The organism is Arthrobacter paludis (genome assembly GCF_056782315.1).
Genome location: NZ_JBXAEW010000023.1, coordinates 36,536 through 61,814, shown reverse-complemented (window position 1 = coordinate 61,814; position 25,279 = coordinate 36,536). Strand labels below are relative to the sequence as shown.

Below are 25,279 nucleotides of genomic sequence, written 5' to 3'. Positions count from 1 at the left end.
GGGCTAGCGAGCCAGCGCCGCTGCGCGCCGTGGCGGTCGAAAGTTCCGGTTCGGCTCGCCCGTGGCGTATCGCCGGGGCCGGTTTGGGACCGATGATGGTGGTGTCTGCCGCGGTGACGCCGGTCCGTCCTTGGTGCATCGGTTTGGCCCGTGGGCTAGCGTGGCGCGGAGGGCCCCCACGGGCACCGTGGATTGTTGCCTCGAGCACGAGTACTAGATTCCTGAATCCCAACAGCCCTCTCCACGGCAGGCGCACAACCGAAGACCACTGCTGTCAGGGGAGGTTCGCCATCATGGATTTGATCCACGAGAGGTCCGCGGGGATCGACATCTCCAAGCGCGACGCGAAGGTCGCCATCCGCGCCCCGGGCAAACGGCCCGGGACCTTCACCACCACAGTCACCACCTGGGGAGCGACCACGAACGAGATCCTGGCCCTGCGCGAGATGCTGCTGGCCGAGCGGGTCACGACGGTGGTGATGGAGGCGACCAGCGACTACTGGAAGCCCTTCTACTACCTCTTCGAGGACGTGCTGCCGGTGATGCTGGTCAACGCCAAGGCCGCCCGGAACATCCCGGGCCGCAAAACGGATGTCTCCGACGCCGCATGGCTGGCCCAGCTCGGCGCGCACGGGCTGCTGCGCGCCTGCTTCGTCCCGCCCGAGCCGGTCCGGCAGCTGCGGGACCTGACCCGGGCACGGACGCTGGCGACCCAGGACCGCACCCGGGAGATCCACAGGCTGGAGAAGTTCCTCGAGTCCACCGGAATCAAGCTCTCCTCGACCGCCTCGGAGCTGACCGGGGTCTCGGCCCGCGCGATGCTCGAGGCGCTCGTCGCCGGCGAACGCGACCCGCAGGTCCTGGCGGACCTGGCCCGGGGCACCCTTCGCCGGCGGCTCCCCGAACTCGTCGAGGCCCTCACCGGCCGCTTCACGGACCACCACGCGTTCATCTGCCGGATGCACCTGGAGCGGATCGATTCGATGACGGAATGGATCGACCAGCTCACCGCCCGCATCGAGGAGGCGATGTCCCCCTTTCGCGCCGCGAGGGACTTCCTCGCCACCATCCCCGGGGTCTCCACCACCGTCGCCGACACCGTCGTCGCGGAAACCGGGGCCGACATGAGCCGCTTCCAGACCCCGGGCCGGCTCTGCTCCTGGGCCGGGCTCGTCCCAGGCCACAACGAATCCGCCGGACGGGTCAAGTCCAGCAAGACCCGGCCCGGGAACCGCTACCTCAAGGGCGCCCTCGGCACCGCCGCGCTCTCGATCGCCCGACACCCCAAAAACACCTACCTCGGCGCCCGCTACAAGCGGATCGCCGCCCGCCGCGGCCGGACCAAGGCCCTCGTCGCGACCGAGCACGCCATCCTCGAGGCCGCCTGGCACATGCTCGCCCAAGGCGAGTGCTACCAAGACCCCGGATCGGACTCCCTCACCAGGATGGATCCCGCCAGGGCCAAGAACAACGCGATCAGGCACCTGAAGGCCCTCGGCTACAACGTCACCCTCAGCCCCACCGTCGCAGCATGACCCACCTACTTTCGTACTAGGACGCCGCGGCCACCGCGGGCTCCAGCGACCGCCGGCGGATCTCCGCCGGGCGCGGGTGCCCGAAGGCCTCGAGCCCGCGGCGCAGCAGGTGCCCGGAGCTGAAGCCCGCGTAGCCGGCGATGTCCTCCACGGCCAGCGCGCGGCAGGCCGGATCCTCGAGCAGCTGCACGGCGAGCTCGACCCGCAGCCGCCGCAGCGTCGCGGCGACCGTCTGTCCGCGCACCTGGAACTCCCGCTGCAGCTGGCGCAGCGACACGTTGATCTCGGCCGCGAGGCTTTCCGGCGTCAGCCCCGCGTCGCCGCGCCGCGCCGTCATGAGCGTCAGCGCCCGCTCGTAGAGCCCGGGCTCCCTGCGCGGCCCCCCGTCGGCGCCGCGCCCGGAGAGCATCACGGCACTGACCATCTCGAGCGTGAGCCGCTCGAGGAAGTAGCCGGAGAGCGGCGTGCTGCCGGGCCGCACCTGGATCGCCGCGTGGAGGAACCCGGCCACGGGCGCCAGCAGCGACGGCTCGACGGCGACGGTGCCCACGGGGGCGCCGGGGCCGACCCCGAGCTCCACCAGCTGGTCGGCGGGCACGGCGGCCTCGACGATCCGCATGGGCGTGTTCCACTGGACCACGCACGGCGCCCCCTCGCGCCGGTACCAGGCCTGGCCCGGGCCGATGCGGTGGCGCGTGCCGTCGGGCAGCGCGACCTCCATCGTGCCCTGCCGGACGACCATCAGCGAGACCCTGCCGCCTGCGGGTTCCTCGCCCATGGCGACCCGGCCGGGCCGGACCTCGCAGTCCATGAGCCGGGTCTGGCCCAGGACGATGCCCTGCACCCGCATGCCCCATGCGTGGCTGCGCGGCGCGGCGAAGCCCAGCACCGAGGGCGGCGGCAGTGGCCGGACGGTGCCGTCGACGACCATGTGGTCGGTGGCGACAGTGATGCACGTGCGTCGGACGGTATGCGTGTTCGCGCGCATGATTCCCCCAAGAATCCCCCCAACGTCCCTCCCCAGAGACGGTCAAGCGATTGGCTTGACGGGAACATCATGCCGCGATTCGTCCGGCGGGCGCCAGCACCGCCGGGGACCTTTCACGACAATTTGGCGAACCTTGAGCCGGCGTTAGTCGCCCGCGGTTTCCGCCGCCTCCAGCCAGGCGGTCTCCAGCGCGGCCAGCTCGGCCTGCAGCGTCTGCCGCCGGGCGTTCAGGCGGCCCAGTTCGTCGAGCTCGAGCCGCTCGGAGGCGGCCGCCATCTGCTCCTCGACCTTGGCCTCCTGGTCCGCGAGCTTGGACATCTGGCGCTCGATGCGCCCCATGTCCTTGCGGGCCTCACGCTTGGCGCCTTCGGAGACCGCCCCGACGGCGGGCGGCGCGCCGGCCGACGCCGCGCCCGCCCCGGCCGACGCCGGGCTTCCCGCCGGCAGGGTGGCCGCCTGTCCGGCGGCGGCGCGCAGCTCCAGGTACTGCTCCACGCCGCCCGGCAGGTCGCGGATCCGCCCGTCCCCGAGCAGCGCGAGCTGGTGGTCCGTGACGCGCTCGAGCAGGTACCTGTCGTGGCTGACGACCACGAGCGTCCCGGGCCACCCGTCCAGCAGGTCCTCGACGGCGGCGAGCGTATCGGTGTCCAGGTCGTTGGTGGGCTCGTCGAGCATCAGCACGTTCGGTTCCCCCACCAGCAGCCGCAGCAGCTGGAGCCGGCGCCGTTCGCCGCCGGAGAGCTCCCGCACCGGCGTCCACTGCTTCTGCTGGGTGAAGCCGAGCTGTTCGACCAGTTGCCCGGCGGAGAGCTCCTTGCCGCCGACCTCGAAGACGTTGCGCTCCTCCTTGATCACCTCGATGACGCGCCGGTCCGCCAGCGCGTCCAGTTCGCGCACCTCCTGGGTGAGGATCGCGGTGCGCACCGTCTTGCCCCGCTTCAGCCGCCCGGAGGTGGGCTCCACCTCGCCGTTGAGCAGGCGCAGCAGCGTGGACTTGCCGGCGCCGTTGACGCCGACGACGCCGACGCGCTCCCCGGGCGCGAGCCGCAGGGTGATGCGGTCGAAGAGCGGCGCGCCGCCGTCGTAGGCCAGGGACACGTCCTCCAGGTCCAGGACGTCCTTGCCGAGCCGCGCGGTCGCCATCTTGGACAGCGCCACGGTGTCCCGCGGCGCGGGCTCGTCGGCGATCAGCGCGTTGGCCGCGTCGATGCGGAACTTGGGCTTGGACGTGCGGGCCGGGGCCCCGCGCCGCAGCCAGGCGAGCTCCTTCTTGACCAGCTGCTGGCGCTTGTTCTCGACGACCGCGGCCATCCGGTCGCGCTCGGCGCGGGCGAGCACGTAGGCGGCGTAGCCGCCATCGAACGGGTCGACCGTACCGTCGTGGACCTCCCACGTGCGCGTGCAGACCTCGTCGAGGAACCAGCGGTCGTGGGTGACGACCAGCAGGCCGCCGTCGTTGGCGCGCCAGCGCCGCTTGAGGTGCTCGGCCAGCCAGGCCACGCCCTCGACGTCGAGGTGGTTGGTCGGCTCGTCGAGCATGACGACGTCGTGGTCGGCCACCAGGAGCCGGGCCAGGGCGACGCGCCGGCGCTGCCCGCCGGAGAGGCTGCCCAGGGTCGCGTCCCACTCGACGCCGGAGACCAGGCCGCCCATCACGTCCCGGATGCGCGGGTCGGCGGCCCACTCGTGTTCGGCCGCGTCGCCGACGATCGCGGTCCCGACGGTGAGGCCGTGGTCCAACACGTCCTGCTGGTCCAGGTAACCCACGCGCACGTCGGAACGCTTCGTGACGCGGCCGGAGTCGGGCTCGAAGCGTTGGGCCAGGAGGCGCATCAGCGTGGACTTGCCGTCGCCGTTGCGCCCGACCATCCCGATCCGGTCCCCCTCCTCGAGGCCGAGGGACAGGGAATCCAGGACGGTGCGGGTGCCGAAGGCGACGGAGACGTTCTCGGCTCCAAGCAGGTGGGCCACGGGGGTCCTCCTCGGGGTTGGCGGCCGGGGCCGCGGTGGGGCGTGGCGCGGCCGGGGCCGCGCGCGGTCAGAGGATGGAGGCGCCGTGCACGGGTCCGTGGACGGCGCGGGCGGCGAGCCCGGCCTCGTCGCCGACCTGGGTGGCGACGACGGCGGCGTGCTGCGCAGAGGAGGCCAGCAGCGCGATGGTGGGCCCGGAGCCGGAGACGAGGGCGGCCAGGGCGCCGGCCTCCAACCCGAGCTGCATGACCGGCGCCAACTCCGGGGCGAGGTCGACGGCGGCCGGGGCGAGGTCGTTGGCGACGAGCCCGGCCAGCGCCGAGTGGTCGGCGGCGAGCAGCGCGTGGACGACGTCGGGGTCGACCCGGTCCGGGACGGCCACGTCCCGCCCGTCCCGCAGCTCGTCGAGCCGGCGGTAGACGGCGGGGGTGGACAGCCCGTAGCTGGCCGGGACCAGGACCCAGTGGGTGCGCTCGCGCAGCAGCAGCGGACTAAGCCGGTCCCCCACGCCGAGCCCGACGGCGGCGCCGCCGGAGAGTGCGAACGGGACGTCCGCGCCGAGCCGGGCCCCCAGCCGGCCCAGCTCCTCGCGGGTCAGCCCGGTGCCCCAGGCGGCGTTGCAGGCCACGAGGGCCGCGGCGGCGTCGGCGGACCCGCCGCCCATGCCGCCGGCGATCGGGACGCGCTTGGTGATGACGAGGTCGGCGCCGCCGCCGTGGCCCGTGTGGGAGGCGAGCAGGCGGGCGGCCCGCACGACGAGGTTGTCCTCGCCGAGCGGGAAGCCGTCCGCGTCGGGGACGGCCGTGGACGCCGGGTCCAGGGCGACGGTGAATTCCGCGTCGGCGCGGGCCGTGGCGGTGACATCCTCGAACAGGGAGACCGCCAGGTAGAGGCTCGCCACGTCGTGGTAGCCGTCCTCGCGCGGCGGGCCGACCCGGAAGTGGACGTTGATCTTCCCCGGGGCCCGGGCCGTGACGGTGGCGCCCATCAGGCGTCCCCCTCCGGCACGGACCGGGGCCGGGCGCCGCGTGCCGGTCCGGCGGCCCCGGCGGACCGGGCCTCGGCGATGCGCGCGAAGTCCGCGATGGCCAGGCGCTCCCCGCGGGTGCGGGGGTCGACGCCGGCGGTCCGGAGCGCCGCCTCCGCGGCGTCGGCTCCCCCGGCCCAGCCGGCGAGCGCGGCGCGCAGGGTCTTGCGCCGCTGGGCGAACGCGGCGTCGACGGCGGCGAAGACGTCCTCGCGGGCGGCGGTGGTCTCCGGCGGGGCCGTCCGTTCGAACGCGACGAGCCCGGAGTGGATCTTCGGGGCCGGCCAGAAGACGTTCATGCCGATGGTCCCGGCCTTGCGCATGGTCCCGTACCAGGCGGCCTTGACGCTGGGCACCCCGTAGACCTTCGATCCGGGGGCGGCGGCGAGCCGGTCCGCGACCTCCTCCTGCACCATGACCAGTCCGTGGCGCAGGGACGGGAACCGGGCCAGGAGGTGCAGGACCACGGGGACGGCGACGTTGTAGGGCAGGTTCGCCACGAGCGCGGTGGGCTCGTGCGGCAGCTCGGTGATGCGCAGCGCGTCGGCCCCCACCACGTGGAGGCGGTCCGCGGAGTCGGGGCGGAACTCCGCCGCGGTGCGGGGCAGCCGGCCGGCCAGCTTCGGGTCGATCTCGACGGCGACGACGCGGGCGGCCGCGTCCAGCAGCCCGAGCGTCAGCGACCCCAGCCCGGGCCCGACCTCGAGGACCGTCTCGTCCGGGGCCAGGCGGGCGGCGGCGACGATGCGGCGGATCGTGTTCCCGTCGATGACGAAGTTCTGCCCCAGCGTCTTGGTGGGCCGCACGTCCAGCTCGTCGGCGAGGCGGCGGATGTCGGCGGCGCCCAGCAGGGGCGGTGCGGCCTCGGGCCGGCTCTGGGGGTCTTCGGTCACGGGCTCCATCCTACTGGGACGGCGAAGGGCCCCGCCGTGGCGGGGCCCTTCGGGTGGGTGGCGTGGCGCCTAGCGCAGGCCGAGCTTGGCGGAGCAGGCGGGCCAGTGGCCCCAGCCGCCGTTGGAGCGCAGCACCTCGGCCGCGGCGATCTGCTGTGCCGGGCTGGCCTGGTGCGGGTAGGCCGCGTACTGCGTGCCGCCCACGGCCTGCCAGCTGCTGAGGCTGAACTGCAGCCCGCCGTAGTAGCCGTTGCCGGTGTTGATGGACCAGTTGCCGCCGGACTCGCACTCGGCCAGGGCGGCCCAGGTCCCGGAGACGTTCGCGGAGGCGGTGGTGCCGCCGGAGCTGGCGGGGGCCTCGGGCTCGGGGCGCGGCTCCGGCTTGGGCTCGGGCTTGGGCTCCGGCTTGGGCTCAGGCTTTTCCTTCGTGCCGACGGCGACCTTCTCGTCGACCGGCGCCCGGGTCACGTCGGCGGAGAGCCGCTCGGTGAAGACGAGCTCCCCGTCCTTGAACACGACGCGGTAGGTGATGGTGCGCTCGCCGTCGCGGCCCTCGGTGACGACCTCGGAGGTGCCCTCGTAGCGGTCGGGGTCCTCGACGGTGTCCTTGCCGTGGGCGATCGCCTCGGTGCGGGTGCGGGTCTCGGAGTCGACGCGCAGGACCTTGAGGGACATGCCGTCGGTGACCGGGGCGGACCGCTTGGCGGAGAGCTGGTCGTCGCCGTCCAGCGTGACCTTGGCCTCCTCGAGCAGCTCGGCGACCGTGGTCACGGTGCTCTCGATGGTGCGGGTCTTGCCGTCGGCGGTGAGCTTGACGGTCTTGGGGGTGATGATCTCGATGGTGCTGCCCAGGGCGGCGAGCTCCATCTGCGGGCCGGCGGAGACGTCGGCCGAGCCGTTGATCTTCAGCTGCTCGAGGATGTCCTCGACGGTCAGCCCGGTGGTGTGGACGACGCGGTCGACGCCGTCGATGGACACGTCGACGGTCTTGGACGTGTTGACCTCGACGCTCGCGCCGTCGGCGACGGCGGAGTCGAGGGCCGGGGTGACCCGGTCTCGGGAGTCGACGTCGACGTCGGCGGCCGCCAGGACGTCCGCGACGGTGCCGCCGAACGTGGTGACGGACTGCGTCTCGCCGTCGACGGTCAGGGCGACGGTCTTGTTCGCCCCGACGAAGGAGACGAGCCCCACGAGGAGGGCGGAGAGGGCGACGGCCTGGGTGCCGGTCTTGACCCAGCGGTTGCGGAGCGCTTTCTGCACGGGATTCCAAACTTCGTGGTGATCCAGGCACGGGGCGTTGGCACAGGGGGTGTGGCCCCGACGAGTCGCACGCGGGTCCCCCCGTGCTGGCTTCGTCGCTGCACAGGACGCGTCGCACCCGGGGCGATTGGACGTACGAACGGAACGTCCAAGCGGATGGTGCGAGCGGTGGCAGTCTCCGGAAACCTTCCCCGATCCCGGCTACTGAGAGTAAACCGTAACCATCCCGTGACCTGTTGACAACCCGGTGACACGTTTTCGGCGCGCCGCGGGCCCGAAGGGGCACCCCGCGGCCCGCCGGGCCGGACCGGCCTTCGCGCGCCCCCGCACTGGTCAGCGCGGCGATTCCGCGGCCGGGCGCGGCGGCCGCGCGTCCGTGACAAAGGTCACGGAAAAGTCTCGGCGCGCCGCACGCCGGTCACGGCGCGAAGGGACCGTACACGCGCTCGGTCGTCGCCGCGATCCGGGCGCAGAGGGCGTCCACGTCCTCGCCCAGGTGGGCGGCCATGGCCCGGACCGTGTGCGGGACGAGGTAGCTGGCGTTGGGGCGGCCGCGGTACGGGTGCGGGGTGAGGAACGGGGCGTCCGTCTCGACCAGGACCAGGTCCGGGTCGGCCACGCCGAGCGCCTCCCGCAGCGCCGTCGAGTTCCGGAACGTCACCGTCCCGGAGAAGGAGAGGTGCCAGCCGTGCTCGTTGCAGATCCGGGCGAGCTCGGCGTCGCCGGAGAAGCAGTGGAACACCACGTGCTCCGGCAGCGTCTCCCCCCGCAGCACGTCGACGATGTCGTCGTGCGCGTCCCGGTCGTGGATCTGCAACGCCTTGCCGTGCTCGACGGCGAGCGCGATGTGCCGCGCGAACGACTCGCGCTGGGCGGGGCGGCCCTCCTCGCCGGTGCGGAAGTAGTCCAGCCCGGTCTCGCCGATGGCGCGGACCCGCGGGTGCGGGGCGAGCCGGCCGATCTCCTCGATGGCGGCGTCCAGCCCGCCGCGGGCGGCGAGTGCGGCGGCGTCGTTGGGGTGGATGGCGACGGCGGCGAGCACGCGCGGGTCCCGCTCGGCCGCCGCGACCGCGAACCGGGAGGACTCGACGTCGCACCCAACCTGGACCACGCCGGCCACGCCGACGGCGTTGGCGGTGTCCAGGGCCGCAGCCACGTCCACGCTGACCGGCCCGTCGCGGAAGTCCAGGTGCGTGTGGTTGTCGTACACGGGCACGGCCAGCGGCTCGGGCGCCGGCGGGTAGGACAGGTTGCGACGGCGCCCGCCCTCGTGCTGCTCCCGGCGCGCCGCGCCGTCGTCGTGCCCGTGGCCGGCCGGCCGGTAGGCGGCCGGCGCCTGTGCTTCCTCGGGTGCCATGCGGCCCCTCCCCTCGCTATCGAAACCGCAGCCAAGGCTACCGGCGCGGCCCCGCCGGGGCCTCGGGGCAGTGTCCCGCGCCACACCGAATGGGGCTAGGCTGTGCAGCAGGATCGGCGCCGAGGGAAGCGGGGACGCATGGCGCAGGCTGGGGGGCACCACCCGCCGCCGGACGGCGGCCTGGGGGACGCGTGCGCGCGGATCCTCGCCGAGGTCTGCACGGTGGTCGACGGCAAGGAGGGCGTGGCCCGCACCGCCCTGACGGTCCTCCTGGCCGGGGGCCACCTGCTGCTGGAGGACGTGCCCGGCGTCGGCAAGACGCTGCTGGCCAAGGCGCTCGCGCGCACCGTGGACTGCACGGTCAGCCGCATCCAGTTCACGCCCGACCTCCTCCCGTCCGACGTCACGGGCGTGTCCGTGTACAACCAGGACACGCGCGCGTTCGAGTTCCGGCCGGGGCCGGTCTTCGCGAACCTCGTGATCGGCGACGAGATCAACCGCGCCAGCGCCAAGACGCAGTCCGCCCTGCTCGAATGCATGGAGGAGCAGCAGGTGACGGTGGACGGCCAGACCCACCGGCTCGCCCGCCCGTTCATGGTGGTCGCGACGCAGAACCCGATCGAGCTCGAGGGGACGTACCCGCTGCCGGAGGCCCAACGGGACCGGTTCATGGCCCGCGTGTCGATGGGCTACCCGGACACGGACGCCGAACTGGCCATGCTGGAGACCCACCAGTCGGTCTCCCCCCTGGAGTCCGTCCGCCCGCAGGCGACCGCCCGGGAGCTGGCCGGGCTGATGGCGGCCGTGTCCGGCGTATATGCGGCGGAGGCGGTCAAGCGCTACATCGTGGCCCTGGGCCAGGCCTCCCGGTCCCATCCGGACGTCCGCCTGGGGTGCAGTCCGCGCTCCCTGCTGCAGCTGTTGCGCGCGGCGAAGGCGGAGGCCGCCCTGAACGGCCGGGACTACGTCCTGCCGGACGACGTGTCGGCGCTCGCGGGCGTGGTGCTGGCCCACCGGCTGGTGCTGCACCGGCGGGCAGAGGCCGCGGGCACCACGGCCGCGGACACGGTCGCGGAACTGCTGGACCGCGTGCCGGCCGGCGCCGGCGCCCCCCGCTAGGCCCGGCCGTGCCCCGCCCGCAGGACGTCCTCACCCTCCGGGGCTGGTCGCTCCTGGCGGTGGCGGGGGTCCTGGTGGCCCTGGCGTGGGTGCTCGGCAGGCGGGAGATGCTGGCGGTGGCGCTCTTCCTGGCGGCCGCGCCGGCGGCCGCCGCCGTCGCCCTGCGCCTCGGCCCGTCGCGGCTGCGCGTGGAGCGCGCCTTCTCCCCCGAGCCCGTGGCCGCCGGGCGGACGACCACGGTCACGCTGCGCGTCGGCCCCGACCGCCCCGGCGGCGCCCACGGGGCGGTGCGGCTCACCGAGCGGCTGCCGCCGCGCTTCGGCGCCCCGGCCCCGTTCGAGGCCGGGCCCGACGGCGGCGTCCTGCGCTACCGGCTCCGTCCGACCCGCCGCGGCCTGTACGCGATCGGGCCCGCCACGGCGGTGGCCACGGACCCGTTCGGGCTCGCGACGCGCCCGGTCGCGGTGGACCGGGCCTCCCCGCTGGCGGTGCTGCCGCCCGTGGAGCGCCTGGTGCCGAACGCCGTGCTGGGGGAGAACGGCCTGCAGGGGCAGGCGCACGCGCACCGGGCCTGGGTCCCGGACACGGACGACGTCGCCACGCGGGAATACCGCAGCGGCGACCCCCTGCGCCGGGTCCACTGGGGCGCCACCGCCCGGCACGCGCAGCTCATGGTGCGCCAGGAGGAGTACCAGTCCACGCCGCGGGCCACGCTCGTCGTGGACCGCCGGGCCGCGCCCTACGCGGGCGCCGTCCCCGGCCGGGACGCGGTGGCCGAGGTGCCGGCGTTCACGGGCCGCCCGGGGGCCACGACCCCCTGCTTCGACTGGGTGGTCTCCGCCGCCGCGTCCCTGGGACAGCACCTGGTCCGGGCCGGCTACGCGGTCGAGGTCCTGGACCAGGCCGGAGCGCCGTTGGCCGCCGCCTCCCCCAGCGCCCCGGACCGGGCGCGGGCGCTGTTCGCCGGCCAGGACGGGGCCGACCAGCTCCGGCTGGCGCTCGCGGCCCTCGCGCTGGCGGGCGCCCCGCACGCGGGCCCCGGGGCCCTCCGCCCCGGGGAGGAGGGCCAGGACGACCCCGGGGCCGTCCATCCGCCGGCCGGCCACCACCCGGTGCTGCTGCTCTCCGGGCACCTCGACGCGGCCGGGGCGCGGGCCTGGACCGGGGCGGTCGGGCCGCGCCGCCGCGCCGCCGCGCTGCTGTGCTCACACCGGCCGGGCGCCTGCTCCCCCGCCCTGGCGGTCTTCCGCCGGGCGGGCTGGGCCGCCGCGTCCGCCGACCCCGGCGCGCCGCTCGGGGAGGTGTGGGCCGGGCTGGGCGAGCCGTCGGCCGGGCCATGAGTGGGGCCGCGTCCGCCGCGTGGTGGCCGCTGGCCGCCGCGTCCTCCGCGGCCGTGGCCGCGGTGTCCGCGCTGTACGGCGTGTTCGAGGGACTCTTGTGGCTGCAGCAGTGCACGGTCACCGTCGTCGGCACGCTGGCCGGCCCGGCCCTGGTCCGGGCCGCCTGGGCCGGGCGGGGACGGCCGCGGGGGCCGGCGCGGCGGGGCGTCTGGCGCGCCGGGCCGGAGGTACCGGCCGCCCTGGCGGGCCTGGCCTGCCTCGCCCTGGTGGTCACGCTCCAGTTCCTGTCCGCGTCGGCGCTGTTCGGTCTGGTCCCCGGCCCGGAGACGCCCGCCGCGGCGGCGGAACTCGTCGCCGCCGCCCGGGAGACGGTCCTGACCGAGACGGTCCCCGTGCTCGCGGAGCCGCCCGTCGTGTTCCTGGCCGCGGTCGCGGCCGGAGGCACGGCCCTGGCCGTGGACGTGCTCGCCTTCGGGCTGCGCCTGCCGGTCGCGGCGGCGCTGCCGCTGGGGACCCTGCTGGCCGGGGCCGCGCTCATCAAGCCGGAGGGCGCCGGCATGGCCCCGATTGCCGCCACGGGCCTCGCGTTCCTGGCGCTGCTGGCCGCGGCGGGGCCCGCGGGCGCCGCCGGCACGGGCGCCCGGGACCCGGACGGCGCCGGGGCCGGTCCCCGCGGCGCGGGAGCCGACGCGTCCGCCGTCCCGGGCGGCCCCGCCGGGTTCCGGCTCCGGCGCGGCGCCGCGCGGCAGGCGGCCGCCGTCGCCGCCGTCGCGCTCGTGGCGATGCTGGCCATCCCGCCCGCGGTCCCCGGCTTCACCTCCGGGCTGCTGCCCGAGGGGCGCAAGCTCTACCTGTGGGGCCAGCCAAGCGGCGTCAACCCCGTCCTGACGCTCGGCAACGACCTGCGCAACCCCGTCGGCCTGACCACGGTCCGCTACTACACCGACGCGGCGGAACCGCTCTACCTGCGGACGGCGGTCATCGGGAACCTGGACGAGCCGCGCTGGGAGCCGACCACCGTGCGGCTCCACCAGCCCGCGAGCCCGGACGCGCTGCCCCGCGGCACCGGGGACTGGCTCGCCGGCGCCTTCCGCACGAGCACCACCCGCATCACGACCGGCAACTACCGCGGCACCTGGCTGCCGGTCCCCCGGGGCGCGGAGTCCCTGCTCGGGGCCGGGCCGGGGTGGCGCTGGTTCTCCGAGACGGGCACGGTCCTGCTGCCCGGCGGGCCGTCCACCTCCGGCGGCCGGGACTACGTCGTCGCGGCGCGGGTTCCGGAGCTGACGCCGCGGCTGCTGCGGGCCGCGGACCGGGTCGCGGACCGGCGCCGCGACCGGCCCCGGTCGCAGTATCTGGCGCTGCCCGACCAGGTGCCGGAGCAGGTCGTGCGCACGGCCGCCGCCGCGATCGGGGCGGCGGGTGCGGTCTCGGACTTCGACCGCGCCGTGGCCCTGCAGAACCACCTGCGCGGCCCCGGCTTCGTGTACTCGGAGCAGACCCCCCTCGAGCAGGGCTACGACGGCAACGGCATCGCCGTCGTGGAGGCGTTCCTCGAGGCGAGGTCCGGCTACTGCACGCACTACGCGTCCGCCATGGCCCTGATGGCGCGCACCCTGGGCATCCCGAGCCGGGTCGTGGTCGGGTACGCCCCCGGCCGCCCCGACGGCACCACCGTGGAAGGGCCCGGCGGGACGGTCCTGGAGGGGTTCGCGGTGGGGCCCCGCAACGCCCACGCGTGGCCGGAGCTGCACTTCGAGGGCATCGGCTGGGTGCCCTTCGAACCGACGCCCGGGCGCGGCGCGACGCCGGCGTACGCCCCGGAGCCGATCGTCGCGGAGGTGCCGCCCGACGACGCCGGGCCGTCCCTGCCGGCGGCCACCCCCGGGGCGGGGGCCTCGGCCGACGCGGAGACGGACGCCGACCCGGCGGCCGGGACCGCGCGCCCGGACGAGCCGGGGCCCGGCGTCCCGGGCTGGTGGGGCGCGGCCGCCGCGGCAGCGCTGGCGCTGTTTCCCTGGGCCGCGCGCCGGGCCGCCGGGTTCCGGCGCCTGCGCGCCGTGCGCGCCGCGGACGGGCCGGCCCGGGAGCGCGACTGGCCGGCCGCCGCCCGCGCCGCGTGGGCCGAGCTGGTCGCCCTCGGCACGGACTACGGCCTGCCGCCGCGGCCCGGGGAGTCCCCGCGCGCGTTCGCCCTGCGCCTGGCCGCGCACGCCCCCGCGGCCCGCGAGGCCCTCGAGCGGGTCGCGGGCGCCTACGAGCGGGTCAGCTACGCGCGGCCGGGCACCGCGTCCTGGGGACCCGGTCCCGGTCCGCGGGGCGCCCCCGGGGTCGCCGTGGCCGGAGCCGGGCAGCGGGCGTCCGCGGGGACCGGCGCGGCCCTCGCCGGGGCCCTGCGGGACAGCGCGCTCGCGCTCTCGGCCGCCGCGACGCCGTCCGCGCGGGCACGGGCCGCCGGATGGCCGGCCTCGGTGTTCCGGCGTTAACGGCCGGGGGCCGGCCCGCCGCGTGGCGGGCCGGCCCCCGGGGGCGCCGTTTCCTAGCGGGCCGAGTAGGGGTCGGCGATCCCGATGTACTGGACGGTCGTGTACTCGTCCAGGCCCTCGGCGCCGCCCTCGCGGCCCATGCCGGACTGCTTCACGCCGCCGAACGGGGCCGCGGCGTTGGAGATGACGCCGGCGTTGTAGCCGACCATGCCGAACTCGATCTGCTCCGAGACGCGGAACAGGCGGTTCACGTCGCGGGAGTACAGGTAGGAGGCCAGGCCGTACTCGCTGGCGTTGGCCAGCTGGATCGCCTGCTCCTCCGTCTCGAACGTGGTCACCGGGGCCACCGGGCCGAAGATCTCCTGGCCGAGGATCTCGGCGTTGTTCGGGACGTTGGCCAGGACGGTCGGCTGGTAGAAGAAGCCGTCGCCGTCGACCGGCCCGCCGCCGGTCGCGACGTCGGCGCCGGCCTCGACCGCGGCGGAGACGAGGGAGTGCACGTCGTCGCGGGCCCCGCCGTCGATCAGCGGCCCGACCGTGGAGTCGGCCTCGGTGCCGCGGCCCGGCTTCAGGGCCTTCATCGCGGCGGCGAACTTCGCGGTGAACTCCTCGGCGACGGAGGCCTGGACCAGGAAGCGGTTGGCGGCCGTGCAGGCCTCGCCCATGTTGCGCATCTTCGCGGCCATGGCGCCCTCCACGGCCTTGTCCAGGTCGGCGTCCTCGAAGACGATGAACGGCGCGTTGCCGCCGAGCTCCATGGAGGTGCGCAGGACGTTGTCGGCCGCGTCCTTGAGCAGCCGCTTGCCCACCGGGGTGGAGCCGGTGAAGGAGACCTTGCGCAGGCGGCGGTCCTGCATGAGCGGTCCGGAGATGCCCGAGGCGCTCTTGGAGGAGACCACGTTCAGGACGCCCGCGGGCAGGCCGGCCTCGAGCAGTGTCGCCGCGAAGAGCTGGCTCGTCAGCGGCGTGAGCTTGGCGGGCTTGAGCACCATGGTGCAGCCCGCGGCGACGGCGGGGCCGACCTTGCGGGTGGCCATGGCCAGCGGGAAGTTCCACGGCGTGATCAGCAGGCAGGGGCCCACCGGCTTGCGCTGGACAAGGATCTTGTTCTTGCCCTCGGGGGTGGTCAGGTAGCGCCCGTAGTCGCGCACGGCCTCCTCGGAGAACCAGCGCAGGAACTCGGCGCCGTAGGCCACCTCGCCCCGGGACTCCGCCAGCGGCTTGCCCATCTCCAGGGTCATCAGCAGGGCGAAGTCCTCGGCCCGCTCGCTCACCAGGTCGAAGGCGCGGCGGAGGATCTCCCCGCGCTCGCGCGGGGCCGTCCGGGCCCAGTCGGCCTGCGCCTTGTCGGCCGCGTCGAGGGCCGCCAGCGCGTCCTCGCTGGTCGCCGATGCCAGGGTCGCCAGCACCTTGCCGGTCGCCGGGTCGTGCACGTCGAAGGTCCCGCCGTCGGAGGCCTCGCGCCACTCGCCACCAATCAGCAGGCCGGTGGGCACGGAGGCGAGCAGTTCGGCTTCGCGCTCGGGGGTGATCGTCATCTGGGGTCTCCCGGGGGGTCGGTCGTCGAGGGGTCCTCGTTAACGTAGGGCGGCCCGGACCACGGTGTAAACGACACGGCGCACGACGGCTAGCGCGTGTCGTTGTGCACTTGCCCCAGCGCCTGCGAGGCGTGTCGGGCGCCCCCGGTCAGCGCCGGGCGGCAAGCACGGCCTCGTAGAGGCTCCGCTTGGGGACTCCGGCGCCGGTGGCGACCGTGGCCACCGCGTCCTTGAGCCTCACGCCGCCCGAGGCCAGCTCCTCGACCGCGCCGACAAGCTCGGCGGGGTCCGCCGCGGGGGCGTCGGGGGCGCCGCCGACGACGACGGCGATCTCGCCGCGCACGCCGGCCTCCGCCCACTGCGCCAGCGCGCCGAGCCCGTCCCGGCGGACCTCCTCGTGGAGTTTGGTCAGTTCCCGGGCGACGGCGGCGGGCCGGTCGGCCCCGAACGCCCCGGCCAGGGCCCCGAGCATGGGGGCCAGGCGGTGCGGGGCCTCGAAGAAGACCATGGTCCGCCGCTCCCCCGCCAGCTCGGCCAGGCGGGCGGAGCGCTCGCCCGCCTTCCGGGGCAGGAAGCCCTCGAACGTGAACCGATCGGTGGGCAGCCCGCTCAGGGCGAGCGCGGTGAGCACGGCGGAGGGGCCGGGGACGGCCGTGACCTCCAGCCCCTCGGCCACGGCGGCCTCGACGAGGCGGAACCCGGGGTCGGAGACGGCCGGCATGCCGGCGTCGGTGACGACGAGCAGCGTGCGCCCGGCGCGGACCTCGGCCAGCAGCTCCGCGGTCTTCGACGCCTCGTTGTGCTCGTGGTAGCTGATGGACCGCCCGCCGACGCGCACCCCGAGGCCGCGGGCCAGGTGGTGGAGCCGACGGGTGTCCTCGGCCGCGACGAGCTCGGCCGTCTGCAGCAGCTCGACGAGGCGGGGGGAGGCGTCGGAGAGGTTGCCGATGGGGGTCGCCGCCAGGACGATGCGCCCGCCGTCGGCCGTCTGGTCTGGCTGTGCGTCCACCCCGCCACTCTACCGGCGGCGCGGGCGGTCCGGGCGCCGGTAGAGTGGCGGGCGTGAGCCCTGCGAGCCCCCGCCTTGCCCCGCCGCGGGTCGCCGATCCACTGCGGTCGGCCGCCGCGGCCCTGCGGGGGCGCCTCCTGCAGCCTCCGCCCGGGGGCGGGCCCTGGCGGTGGCTGGTCCCGCTGGCCGTGACCGTCCTGGCCGGGGCACTGCGCCTGGTCGGACTGGCGCACCCGCACGTGCTCGCCTTCGACGAGACCTACTACGCCAAGGACGCGTACGCGCTGCTGCAGGCCGGATACGAGCTCCAGTGGCCCGACGGCGCGAACGAGGCGTTCCTGGCGGGCCGGCCCGCCCCGACCGCGGAGCCCGCGTACGTCGTCCACCCGCCCCTGGGCAAGTGGATGATCGCGGTCGGGATGGCGGCCTTCGGCGCCGACACCGCGGTCGGCTGGCGCGTCTCGGCCGCCGTGGTCGGGACGCTGTCCGTGCTGCTCGTCGCGCTGGCCGCCCAGCGCCTGTTCTCCTCCGTGGCTCTCGGGGGCCTGGCCGGGCTCCTCACGGCGGTCGACGGGCACCACCTCGTGCTCTCGCGCAGCGCGCTGCTGGACGTGTTCCAGATGTTCTTCATCCTGCTGGCCTTCCTGCTGCTGCTCTACGACCGGGACGACGGCCGGCGGCGCCTGGCCGCGCGCCTGAACCCCGCGGTCGGCGGACTCGGCCCCTGGGTGGCCTGGCGGCCCTGGCGGCTGGCGGCGGGGGTCGCGCTCGGCGGGGCGGTCGGCGTGAAGTGGTCCGCCCTGGCGTTCCTGGCCGTGTTCGGGATCATGGCCATCGCCTGGGACGCGCAGGCCCGGCGCGCCGCCGGCCTGCGCCGCTGGCTCGCGGGCGCGGTGGTGCGCGACGGGTTGCCGGCCGCGGCCACGGTCCTGCCGCTCGCCGCCGCGGCGTACGTCGCGGCGTGGACGGGGTGGCTCGTGACCGACGGCGGCTACGACCGGAACTGGGCGGCGTCCCACCCGGAGGCCGGGTGGTCGTGGGTGCCGGCGCCGCTGCGCTCGCTCGCCGAGTACCACCGCAGCGCCTACGCGTTCCACGGCGACCTGCACTCGGACCACGACTGGGAGTCAGGGCCCTGGACCTGGCCCTTCGCGGGGCGCCCGGTCCTGTTCCACTACGAGTCCCTCGCCCAGGGGCAGGACGGCTGCGCGGCGGCCTCCTGCGTCTCGGTGGTCACCGACCTGCCCAATCCGGTCATCTGGTGGGCGGCCGCCCTGTCCGTCCCCGTGGTCCTGCTGTTCTGGGCCGGGCGCCGGGACTGGCGGGCGGGCGCCGTGCTCAGCGGCTTCGCGGCGGGCTACCTCCCGTGGTTCTTCTTCCCGGACCGGACCATGTTCTTCTTCTACACGCTCTCCTTCCACCCGTTCGCGATCCTCGCGCTCGTCTACGTCCTGGCCCTGGCCGCCGGGGGCCCCGCGTCCTCCCCGGAGCGGCGCCGGTTCGGCGCCACCGCGGTGCTCGGCTTCACGTCCATCGCCCTGGCCGCGTCGGCGTTCTTCTGGCCCATCTGGACCGGCAAGACGCTGGAGTACGGCCAGTGGCTGCTGCGCGTGTGGATGCCCAGCTGGGCCTGACCCGCCACCCAGGCCCCCGTCCGACCCCGTCCACCACCGACCCCGCCCCGACGAGCCCCCTCCCCCGCGGGCCGCCGGGCGGCCCCGAACCCCAGCGTCCAACCAGGAGGACACGTGCGCGAAGCCAGGACCGAGGCCCTGATCCGGCTCCCCGACGACTTCACCACCAGCCAGCTGCTCATCGACCGGCTCGCCCGCGGCGGCGACGGGCCCCTGTATTGCGTGCGCCGCGGCGACACGTGGACCGACGTCTCCACCGCCCGCTTCACCGCGGACGTCCGCTCCCTGGCGGCCGCCCTGATTGGGGCCGGCGTCGCCCCGGGAGCCGCCGTCGTCATCATGGCCCGCACGAGCTACGAGTGGGCGCTGGCCGAGGAGGCGATCTGGTTCGCCGGCGCCGTCTCGGTGCCCGTCTACGAGACGAGCTCCGCGCACCAGGTCGAGTGGATCCTGCGCGACTCCGGCGCCCGGCACGCGTTCGTCGAGGACGCGCCGCACGCCGCGCTCGTCCGCCGCGCCGCGGAGGGGCTGGACCACCCGGTGGAGGTGTGGGAGTTCGGCGACGACGGCTCCGGCGCCATCCCGGCCGCCGGGCTGGGCGCCCTCGCCGCGGCCGGCGCGGCACGCACGGACGTCGGCCCGGCCGACGTGGAGGCGGCCCGCACGTCGCGGCGCCTGCGCGACGCCGCGTCGATCGTCTACACCTCGGGCACCACCGGCCCGCCGAAGGGCTGCACCATGACGCACGGGAACTTCTCCGAGGTCGCGGTGAACCTCGTCCCGCACATGCGGGAGGTCGTCGCGCCCGACTCGAGGACCCTGATGTTCCTGCCGCTGGCGCACGTCCTGGCCCGGGCCGTGCAGCAGTGCTGCGTGCACGCCGGCACCACGGTGGCCCACGCGCCGTCGGCCACGACCCTGCTGGAGGATCTGGCCGCGTTCCGCCCGACGTTCCTGCTCGCCGTGCCGCGCGTCTTCGAGAAGCTGCGGGCCGGCGCCCTGGCCAAGGCCGAGGCCGCCGGGAAGGGGCGCGTGTTCCGCGCGGCCGAACGGACGGCCATCGACGTCTCGAGGCGCCGCGACGCCCGGGCCCGCGGCCGCCGGCTCCGCCCCGACCCCGGGCTGGCCGCGCGGCACGCGTTCTTCTCGGCGGTCCTCTACCCGAAACTCGGGGCGGCGCTCGGCGGCCGGGCGGAGTACGCGATCTCCGGGGCGAGCGAGCTCACCACGGACCTGGCCCACTTCTTCCGCGGCGCGGGCCTGTGCCTGCTGGAGGGCTACGGCCTGACGGAGACCACGGCGCCCGCCACGGTCAACGCCCCGGCGCTGACCCGGGTGGGCAGCGTCGGCCTCCCGGTCCCCGGCACCGAGATCCGGATCGCGGACGACGGCGAGGTCCTCGTCCGCGGCATCGGTGTCTTCGCCGGCTACCACCGCAACCCCGAGGCGACGGCGGAGGCGTTCGACGCGGACGGCTTCTTCCGCACCGGCGACCTGGGCCGGCTGGACGACGACGGGTTCCTCACGATCACCGGCCGCAAGAAGGACCTGATCGTCACGGCCGGGGGCAAGAACGTCTCCCCCGGTCCGCTCGAGGAGGCCCTGCGCTCCTGCCGGATCGTCTCCCAGGCCGTGGTCGTCGGAGACAACCGGCCCTACGTGGCGGCCCTGCTGACCGTGGACGCCGACGAGCTGGGCCCGTGGGCGCGCTCGCGCGGGCTCGGCGCGCTCGACCCGGCCGCTGCCGCGGCGCACCCGGACGTGCTGGCCGAGCTGCAGCGCGCCGTCGACGCGGCGAACGCCACGGTCTCGCGGGCCGAGGGCATCCGGCGCTTCGCCGTCCTCGAGTCCGACTTCACCGAGGAGTCGGGCCACCTGACCCCGTCGCTCAAGCTCAAGCGGAACTCCGTCCTGGACTCGCACGCCGGCCGGATCGACGAGCTCTACCGCTGACGGGAACCGCCGCCGGCCTAGCGCAGGCCGAAGTCCCGGGCCTCCTGGGCCAGCCGCGAGCGCTCGCGGCGCCGGCGCGTGGGCCAGGTGGCCGCGAGCGTGGCGGCCGCCGCCGCGAGGACCAGGACGGCGATGGCCAGCCCGGCATCGACCCAGAACTGGCCGGGGTAGAGCCGGATGAGCGTGTCGTCCACGCGGAACGTCCAGGTGCCCTCCGCGAAGAACAGCTGGTGGAACGTGGCGAAGAACATCTGCCAGTCCAGGACGGCCAGCACTCCGGCGGCCCCGAGCACGAGCAGCAGGCCGAGCGTCCCGGCGAACAGGGCCCGCCGCACCCCTCCGGCGTACCGGCGGGCCAGGTACCAGGCCATAGCAGCGGCGGCCACGAGCACCACCAGCGCGACGGCGTAGACGACGGCCAGCACGGCCTTGACGTCGGCCATGTGCGCGACCTCCGACGCCAGGAACAGCCGCTCCCCCGTGGGGCCGACCAGCCCGCCCAGGTACTCCGGGCCGGCCGCGTTGTTCAGGTAGTCGACGCCGTAGGAGCCGTAGGTCAGCCGCTCGGCGTCGGAGAACCCGAACGTGTCCGGCGGGAAGCCGGGCCGGTGGTACTCCAGCCAGAGGAACCACGGGCTGGCGACCGCCTTGACGGCGGCCACGAGCACCAGGAACGGGTAGGCGACCGCGAGGAGGACCTGGACGAACCGCGCGAGGACGGGCTTCGCGGTCAGGGCGCGTTCCCGGGCGGTGCTCCGGCGCTGTGCGTCCGGTCCGGCCGCCGGCTCCGCGTCCGCCGGCGGCCGCTTGGCCGCGGCGATCGCGGCGGCCCTGGCGTCGGCCGGACCGTCCGGGTCGGCCGCTGCCCCGGCCACCGGGGCGGCGGAGAGCGCGGCCGTGGGCGCGGCACCGCCGGGCGCGCGGCCGTCGGCCCCGTCCCGGGCATCGCTGGACCCGTGCGACGCGGGCAGCTGCCCGGTGCGGGCGCCGTCGTCGTCCGCGCCCGCGAGACGGCCGTCGCCCGCCGGGGCGCGGCCGTCCCGACCGCCGTCCGCCGGGGCGCCGCCGTCCGCAGGGGCGCCGTCGGCCGGGGCAGCGCCATCGGTCGGCGCGCCCGGTCCCGGGTCCGGGACGGGGCGGGAGTCCCCGGGGGCGGCCGCCGGCCGGTCCCCGCTCGTCTTCATGGCGGCGAGCTTGCGCGCCGCGGCGGCCTCGGGGCCGCCGGACGGAGCCGGCTCCGTCCGGCCCACGGCCCCCGGCCTCGCCTCCGCGCCGCCGTCCCCGGCCGGACCGGCGGGCATCCGGGCCGTCCCCGCGTCCCGCGGAGCCGCGGGCTGGGCGTCGTCGGGCTCGTCGAGCCAGGCCGGACGGTCGCTCGGCCCGCCGGCGGCCGCGATCTCGGCCGGAGGGAGCCGGCGCGCGAACGGTCCGCCCGGCTCCGGGCGGTCGGCCCGGTCCAGGTCGGCTTCGTCCCCGGAGGGCGGCGTGGTGTGCCGGTCGCTCATGCGGCGGTGTTTCCTTTCGTTCAGGCGGCGGGGGCGGTGGCCCCGGCGTCGCCGGCGTCGAGGTCGCCGGTCGCCCCGGAGGCGACGGCGCGGCGACCCAGCGCCAGTGTGTAGGTCCAGTAGCCGGTCAGGACGGCCAGGCCGATGCCCAGGCGGGCCCAGTGCGGCAGCGGGCTGGGGGTCACGAACGCCTCGACGAGCCCCGAGACGAACAGGACCACCGCGAGCCCGAGGGCCACCGTCATCAGGGCCCGCCCCTCGGCCGCGAGGGCGCCGCTGCGGGTCCGGGGGCCCGGGGCGACCCAGGCCCAGAAGATCCGCAGCCCGGCGGCGGCCGCGACGAAGACCGCGGTGAGCTCCATGAACCCGTGGGGCAGGATGTAGAGGAAGAACGTGTCGAGCTCCCCGTAGGCGGCCATGATCCCGCCGGCCGTCCCGATGCCCAGGGCATTCTGGAACAGGACGAACGGGACGTAGAGCCCCGTGATGCCGAAGGCGACGCACAGCGCGGCGATGAGGGCGTTGTTGGTCCAGACCGCCCCGGCGAAGGAGGCCGCCGGGTTCTCGGAGTAGTAGTCGATGAAGTCGTGCTCGACGTAGGCGCGCAGGTCCTCGTCGGAGCCCATGGCGCGGATGACGTCGGGCGAGCCGGCCGCCCACAGGCCGAACGCGGTGGCCGCCGCGCAGAACAGGACGGCGATGACCACGGTGGGGACGCGGATCCGGTAGAACGCCGCGGGCAGCGACTCGCCGAAGAACCGGCCCAGCTCCCCGGCCAGGCTGGGCGGGGCCGCGGTCAGCCGCGTCCGGGCCCGCGAGAGCCGCGCGGAGAGGTCGGCCGAGACCACGGTGTCGGGCTCGATCGAGCGGACGGTCGCCAGGTGTGCCGACACGCGCTCGTAGAGGGCCAGGAACTCGTCGGTCTCGGCGCCGGTGGGCCGGCGCCTCCGTGCCAGCTCGTCGAGGCGGCGCCAGTCGTCCTGGTGCACGGCAACGAAGGCATCGAGATCCACGGGGCCAGCCTATCCCGCGGCCCTCGGATAGATTGGGAGGGCCGGCGCCGCCGTGCCGCCGCCACCGCAGCCACCGAGGGGGAGCTTCGTGAGCACCGTCGTCACCGGCGAGGGAGTCGTCCTCGACCTGCACGAGGCCGGGTTCGCCACGCGCGCCGTCGGCTGCGCGCTCGACTACCTGGCCTACGGCGTGGGGCTCGGGCTGAGCCTGTGGGCGGTCTCGGGCGTGCTCGGCGGGCTGGACGCCTCGGCCGGCCGCGCCCTGGGCATCGGCCTGGCCGTGGCCTGGCTCGTCGCCGCGCCGACCGCCGTGGAGACGCTCAGCCGCGGCAAGTCGCTGGGCCGCTGGGCCATGGGGCTGCGGATCGTGCGGGACGACGGCGGGTCCATCCGGTTCCGGCACGCCTTCGTGCGCGCCATGCTCGCGGTCCTGGAGATCCTGGCCATGTTCGGGTCGCTGGCCCTCGTCGTCGCGTTCGTCCACCCCCAGGGCAAGCGCTTGGGCGACCTCCTGGCCGGCACCTACTCGATGCGGGAGCGCGCGCCCCGGCACCGTCCCGTGATGCCGCCCGTCCCGCCGCACCTGCGGGCGTGGGCGGAGCTGGCCGACGTCGGCCGGATCCCCGACCACCTGGCGGCCCGCGTCTGGCGCTTCGGACGCCAGGCCTCGGCCATGCTCCCCGACTCCCGCGCCCGGCTCGCCGCCGCCCTGGCGGACGAGGTCGGCCGCCACGTCGCGCCCGCCCCGCCGCCGGGCACGGGTGCCGAGGAGTTCCTCGTCGCCGTCATGGCCGAGCGCCGCGGACGGGACCACCGCCGCCTCGCCGCCGTCAAGGAGCGGCAGCGCGCCGTGGCCGAGCGAGTGCACCGCCTGCCGTACGCCGGCCCCTGACGCACGGCGCCCCCGGTCCCGCCGGAGGGGCGGGCCGGGGGCCTCCGGGTGCGCGGCTCAGTACCGGTAGTGGTCGGCCTTGTAGGGTCCGGCGGCGTCGACGCCCAGGTACTCCGCCTGGTCCTTGCTCAGTTCCGTCAGCTCGACGCCGAGGGCGTCCAGGTGCAGGCGGGCGACCTTCTCGTCGAGGACCTTCGGCAGCGTGTACACCGTCTTGGCGTACACCGGGCGGCCGTCCTCGCCGGTCTCCCCGTGGCGCGTGAACAGCTCGATCTGCGCGATCGTCTGGTTCGCGAAGGAGTTGGACATCACAAACGACGGGTGGCCCGTGGCGTTGCCGAGGTTGAGCAGCCGGCCCTCGGAGAGCACGATGATCGAACGCCCGGTCCCGTTGCCGGAGTCGAACACCCACTCGTGGACCTGGGGCTTGATCTCGACCTTGCGGATCCCGGGTACGCGGGCGAGCCCGGCCATGTCGATCTCGTTGTCGAAGTGCCCGACGTTGCCGACGATCGCCTTATCCTTCATCTTGGCCATGTCCTCGGCCATGATGATGTCCTTGCCCCCGGTCGTCGTGATGAAGAGATCGCCCTCGGCCAGCACGGATTCGAGCCGGGCCACCTGGTAGCCGTCCATGGCGGCCTGCAGGGCGCAGATCGGGTCGATCTCGGTGACGACGACGCGGGCGCCCTGCCCGCGCAGCGCCTCGGCGGCGCCCTTGCCGACGTCGCCGTAGCCGCACACGACCGCGACCTTGCCGCCGATCAGCACGTCCGTGGCCCGCATGATGCCGTCGGGCAGGGAGTGGCGGATGCCGTACTTGTTGTCGAACTTGCTCTTCGTGACGGAGTCGTTGACGTTGATCGCCGGGAACAGCAGGCGCCCGGCCGCGGCGAGCTGGTACAGGCGGTTCACGCCCGTGGTGGTCTCCTCGGTGACGCCCAGGATGCCGGACGCGGTGCGCGTCCACTTCTGCGGGTCCGCGGCCAGCGAGCGGCGCAGCGTGTCCAGGATGACCGCGTACTCGGCACTGTCGTCGTCGGAGGTGGCGGGGACCGCCCCCGCGGCCTCGAACTCAACGCCCTGGTGGACGAGCAGCGTCGCGTCACCGCCGTCGTCGAGGATCATGTTCGGCCCCAGGGCCGGGTCCTGGTCGGCGCCGGGCCACGTGAGGATCTGCTCGGCGGTCCACCAGTAGTCCTCGAGGGACTCGTTCTTCCACGCGAACACGGGGACGCCCGCGGGCTCCTCGGGCGTCCCCGTGCCGACGACGACGGCCGCCGCGGCCTCGTCCTGCGTGGAGAAGATGTTGCAGGACGCCCAGCGCACCTCGGCGCCCAGCGCGACCAGCGTCTCGATGAGCACGGCGGTCTGCACGGTCATGTGCAGGGAACCGGCGATCCGGGCGCCCTTCAGGGGCTGGGCGGCGCCGTACTCCTCGCGCAGGGACATCAGGCCGGGCATCTCGTGCTCGGCCAGGCGGATCTGGTGGCGGCCGGCCTCGTGCAGCGAGATGTCGGCGATCTTGTAGTCGAAGCTCATGGGCTACTCCTGGGGGTTGCTGGGGCCTGCGGCGGGGCGCAGGAGGACGGGGATGCCGTCCCGGACGGCGTAGCGGATGCCGGCCGGTTCGCCGGCGGGAACCAGTTCGTCGCCGCGCTGGACGAGCGGCTTTCCGGTCGCCGGGCAGCGCAGCAGCTCCAGGAGGCGGGGGGAAATCGAGGCCATGGGGTCCAGTCTATGCGGCTGGTCGGGGCCG

The 25,279-nt window shown here is 75.4% G+C and carries 19 protein-coding genes; 7 read left to right on the top strand and 12 right to left on the bottom strand.

Features of this window, described 5'->3' with window-relative positions; translation table 11 throughout:
* The first annotated feature begins 293 nt into the window (after nucleotides 1-293).
* A complete protein-coding gene (locus AC1Q5D_RS16530; RefSeq protein ID WP_481737057.1) occupies nucleotides 294-1,535 on the top strand; it encodes an IS110 family RNA-guided transposase in 1,242 nt (413 codons plus the stop codon).
* A gap of 16 nt (nucleotides 1,536-1,551) precedes the next feature.
* Here AC1Q5D_RS16530 and AC1Q5D_RS16525 read toward each other — a convergent pair whose 3' ends face one another.
* From AC1Q5D_RS16525 to AC1Q5D_RS16500, 6 genes are all read right to left on the bottom strand, one after another.
* Nucleotides 1,552-2,523 (bottom strand): helix-turn-helix domain-containing protein, encoded by a 972-nt coding sequence (locus tag AC1Q5D_RS16525; protein ID WP_481739550.1) that lies wholly within the window; start codon nucleotides 2,521-2,523, stop codon nucleotides 1,552-1,554.
* Between the two features lie 144 nt (nucleotides 2,524-2,667).
* A complete protein-coding gene (locus tag AC1Q5D_RS16520) occupies nucleotides 2,668-4,494 on the bottom strand; it encodes an ABC-F family ATP-binding cassette domain-containing protein (RefSeq protein ID WP_481739549.1) in 1,827 nt (608 codons plus the stop codon).
* A gap of 67 nt (nucleotides 4,495-4,561) precedes the next feature.
* Nucleotides 4,562-5,482 (bottom strand): 4-(cytidine 5'-diphospho)-2-C-methyl-D-erythritol kinase, encoded by a 921-nt coding sequence (locus AC1Q5D_RS16515; protein WP_481739548.1) that lies wholly within the window; start codon nucleotides 5,480-5,482, stop codon nucleotides 4,562-4,564.
* Entirely contained in the window at nucleotides 5,482-6,414 is a 933-nt protein-coding gene (rsmA, locus tag AC1Q5D_RS16510; RefSeq protein WP_481739547.1) for a 16S rRNA (adenine(1518)-N(6)/adenine(1519)-N(6))-dimethyltransferase RsmA, read from the bottom strand. Before rsmA ends, AC1Q5D_RS16515 begins: the two co-directional genes overlap by 1 nt.
* 69 nt (nucleotides 6,415-6,483) lie before the next feature.
* Nucleotides 6,484-7,674: a transglycosylase family protein gene (locus AC1Q5D_RS16505; protein ID WP_481739546.1), complete on the bottom strand. Its 1,191-nt coding sequence runs from the start codon at nucleotides 7,672-7,674 to the stop codon at nucleotides 6,484-6,486.
* A gap of 418 nt (nucleotides 7,675-8,092) precedes the next feature.
* Nucleotides 8,093-9,031 carry a TatD family hydrolase gene (locus AC1Q5D_RS16500; RefSeq protein ID WP_481739545.1) on the bottom strand — a complete coding sequence of 313 codons (939 nt, stop codon included), beginning with the start codon at nucleotides 9,029-9,031 and terminating at the stop codon, nucleotides 8,093-8,095.
* Nucleotides 9,032-9,169: 138 nt separating this feature from the next.
* Here AC1Q5D_RS16500 and AC1Q5D_RS16495 point away from each other — a divergent pair, with 138 nt between their 5' ends.
* Genes AC1Q5D_RS16495 through AC1Q5D_RS16485 form a run of 3 tightly spaced genes read left to right on the top strand, consistent with a single transcriptional unit; the run spans nucleotide 9,170 to nucleotide 13,976 of the window.
* The gene (locus tag AC1Q5D_RS16495) at nucleotides 9,170-10,150 is read left to right on the top strand and encodes an AAA family ATPase (RefSeq protein ID WP_481739544.1); all 981 of its coding nucleotides are present in this window, start codon (nucleotides 9,170-9,172) and stop codon (nucleotides 10,148-10,150) included.
* A gap of 8 nt (nucleotides 10,151-10,158) precedes the next feature.
* A complete protein-coding gene (locus AC1Q5D_RS16490; protein ID WP_481739543.1) occupies nucleotides 10,159-11,490 on the top strand; it encodes a DUF58 domain-containing protein in 1,332 nt (443 codons plus the stop codon).
* Nucleotides 11,487-13,976 (top strand): transglutaminase TgpA family protein, encoded by a 2,490-nt coding sequence (locus AC1Q5D_RS16485; RefSeq protein WP_481739542.1) that lies wholly within the window; start codon nucleotides 11,487-11,489, stop codon nucleotides 13,974-13,976. The genes AC1Q5D_RS16490 and AC1Q5D_RS16485 overlap by 4 nt, the downstream gene beginning before the upstream one ends.
* A 53-nt stretch (nucleotides 13,977-14,029) precedes the next feature.
* Here AC1Q5D_RS16485 and AC1Q5D_RS16480 read toward each other — a convergent pair whose 3' ends face one another.
* A complete protein-coding gene (locus AC1Q5D_RS16480) occupies nucleotides 14,030-15,514 on the bottom strand; it encodes an NAD-dependent succinate-semialdehyde dehydrogenase (RefSeq protein ID WP_481739541.1) in 1,485 nt (494 codons plus the stop codon).
* Between the two features lie 148 nt (nucleotides 15,515-15,662).
* On the bottom strand, nucleotides 15,663-16,523 hold the full coding sequence (gene rsmI, locus AC1Q5D_RS16475) for a 16S rRNA (cytidine(1402)-2'-O)-methyltransferase (protein ID WP_481739540.1): 861 nt from the start codon (nucleotides 16,521-16,523) through the stop codon (nucleotides 15,663-15,665).
* Between the two features lie 53 nt (nucleotides 16,524-16,576).
* Between rsmI and AC1Q5D_RS16470 the strand changes: the two genes are divergently transcribed.
* On the top strand, nucleotides 16,577-18,157 hold the full coding sequence (locus tag AC1Q5D_RS16470; RefSeq protein WP_481739539.1) for a dolichyl-phosphate-mannose--protein mannosyltransferase: 1,581 nt from the start codon (nucleotides 16,577-16,579) through the stop codon (nucleotides 18,155-18,157).
* 114 nt (nucleotides 18,158-18,271) lie between these two features.
* On the top strand, nucleotides 18,272-20,110 hold the full coding sequence (locus AC1Q5D_RS16465) for an AMP-dependent synthetase/ligase (RefSeq protein ID WP_481739538.1): 1,839 nt from the start codon (nucleotides 18,272-18,274) through the stop codon (nucleotides 20,108-20,110).
* Nucleotides 20,111-20,127: 17 nt separating this feature from the next.
* Here the strand turns inward: AC1Q5D_RS16465 and AC1Q5D_RS16460 are convergent, their stop codons facing one another.
* Nucleotides 20,128-21,615, bottom strand: coding sequence for a TIGR01906 family membrane protein (locus AC1Q5D_RS16460; protein WP_481739537.1), 1,488 nt, complete (start codon nucleotides 21,613-21,615; stop codon nucleotides 20,128-20,130).
* A 20-nt stretch (nucleotides 21,616-21,635) separates the two neighbouring features.
* Nucleotides 21,636-22,628 carry a stage II sporulation protein M gene (locus tag AC1Q5D_RS16455; protein WP_481739536.1) on the bottom strand — a complete coding sequence of 331 codons (993 nt, stop codon included), beginning with the start codon at nucleotides 22,626-22,628 and terminating at the stop codon, nucleotides 21,636-21,638.
* Between the two features lie 88 nt (nucleotides 22,629-22,716).
* Here AC1Q5D_RS16455 and AC1Q5D_RS16450 point away from each other — a divergent pair, with 88 nt between their 5' ends.
* Nucleotides 22,717-23,520, top strand: coding sequence for an RDD family protein (locus tag AC1Q5D_RS16450; protein WP_481739535.1), 804 nt, complete (start codon nucleotides 22,717-22,719; stop codon nucleotides 23,518-23,520).
* A 57-nt stretch (nucleotides 23,521-23,577) separates the two neighbouring features.
* On the opposite strand, the gene ahcY is transcribed toward AC1Q5D_RS16450, so the two are convergent.
* Both ahcY and AC1Q5D_RS16440 read right to left on the bottom strand, forming a co-directional pair.
* Nucleotides 23,578-25,062: an adenosylhomocysteinase gene (gene ahcY / locus AC1Q5D_RS16445; protein WP_481739534.1), complete on the bottom strand. Its 1,485-nt coding sequence runs from the start codon at nucleotides 25,060-25,062 to the stop codon at nucleotides 23,578-23,580.
* A gap of 3 nt (nucleotides 25,063-25,065) precedes the next feature.
* A complete protein-coding gene (locus tag AC1Q5D_RS16440) occupies nucleotides 25,066-25,248 on the bottom strand; it encodes a Trm112 family protein (protein ID WP_481739533.1) in 183 nt (60 codons plus the stop codon).
* Nucleotides 25,249-25,279 lie beyond the last annotated feature (31 nt).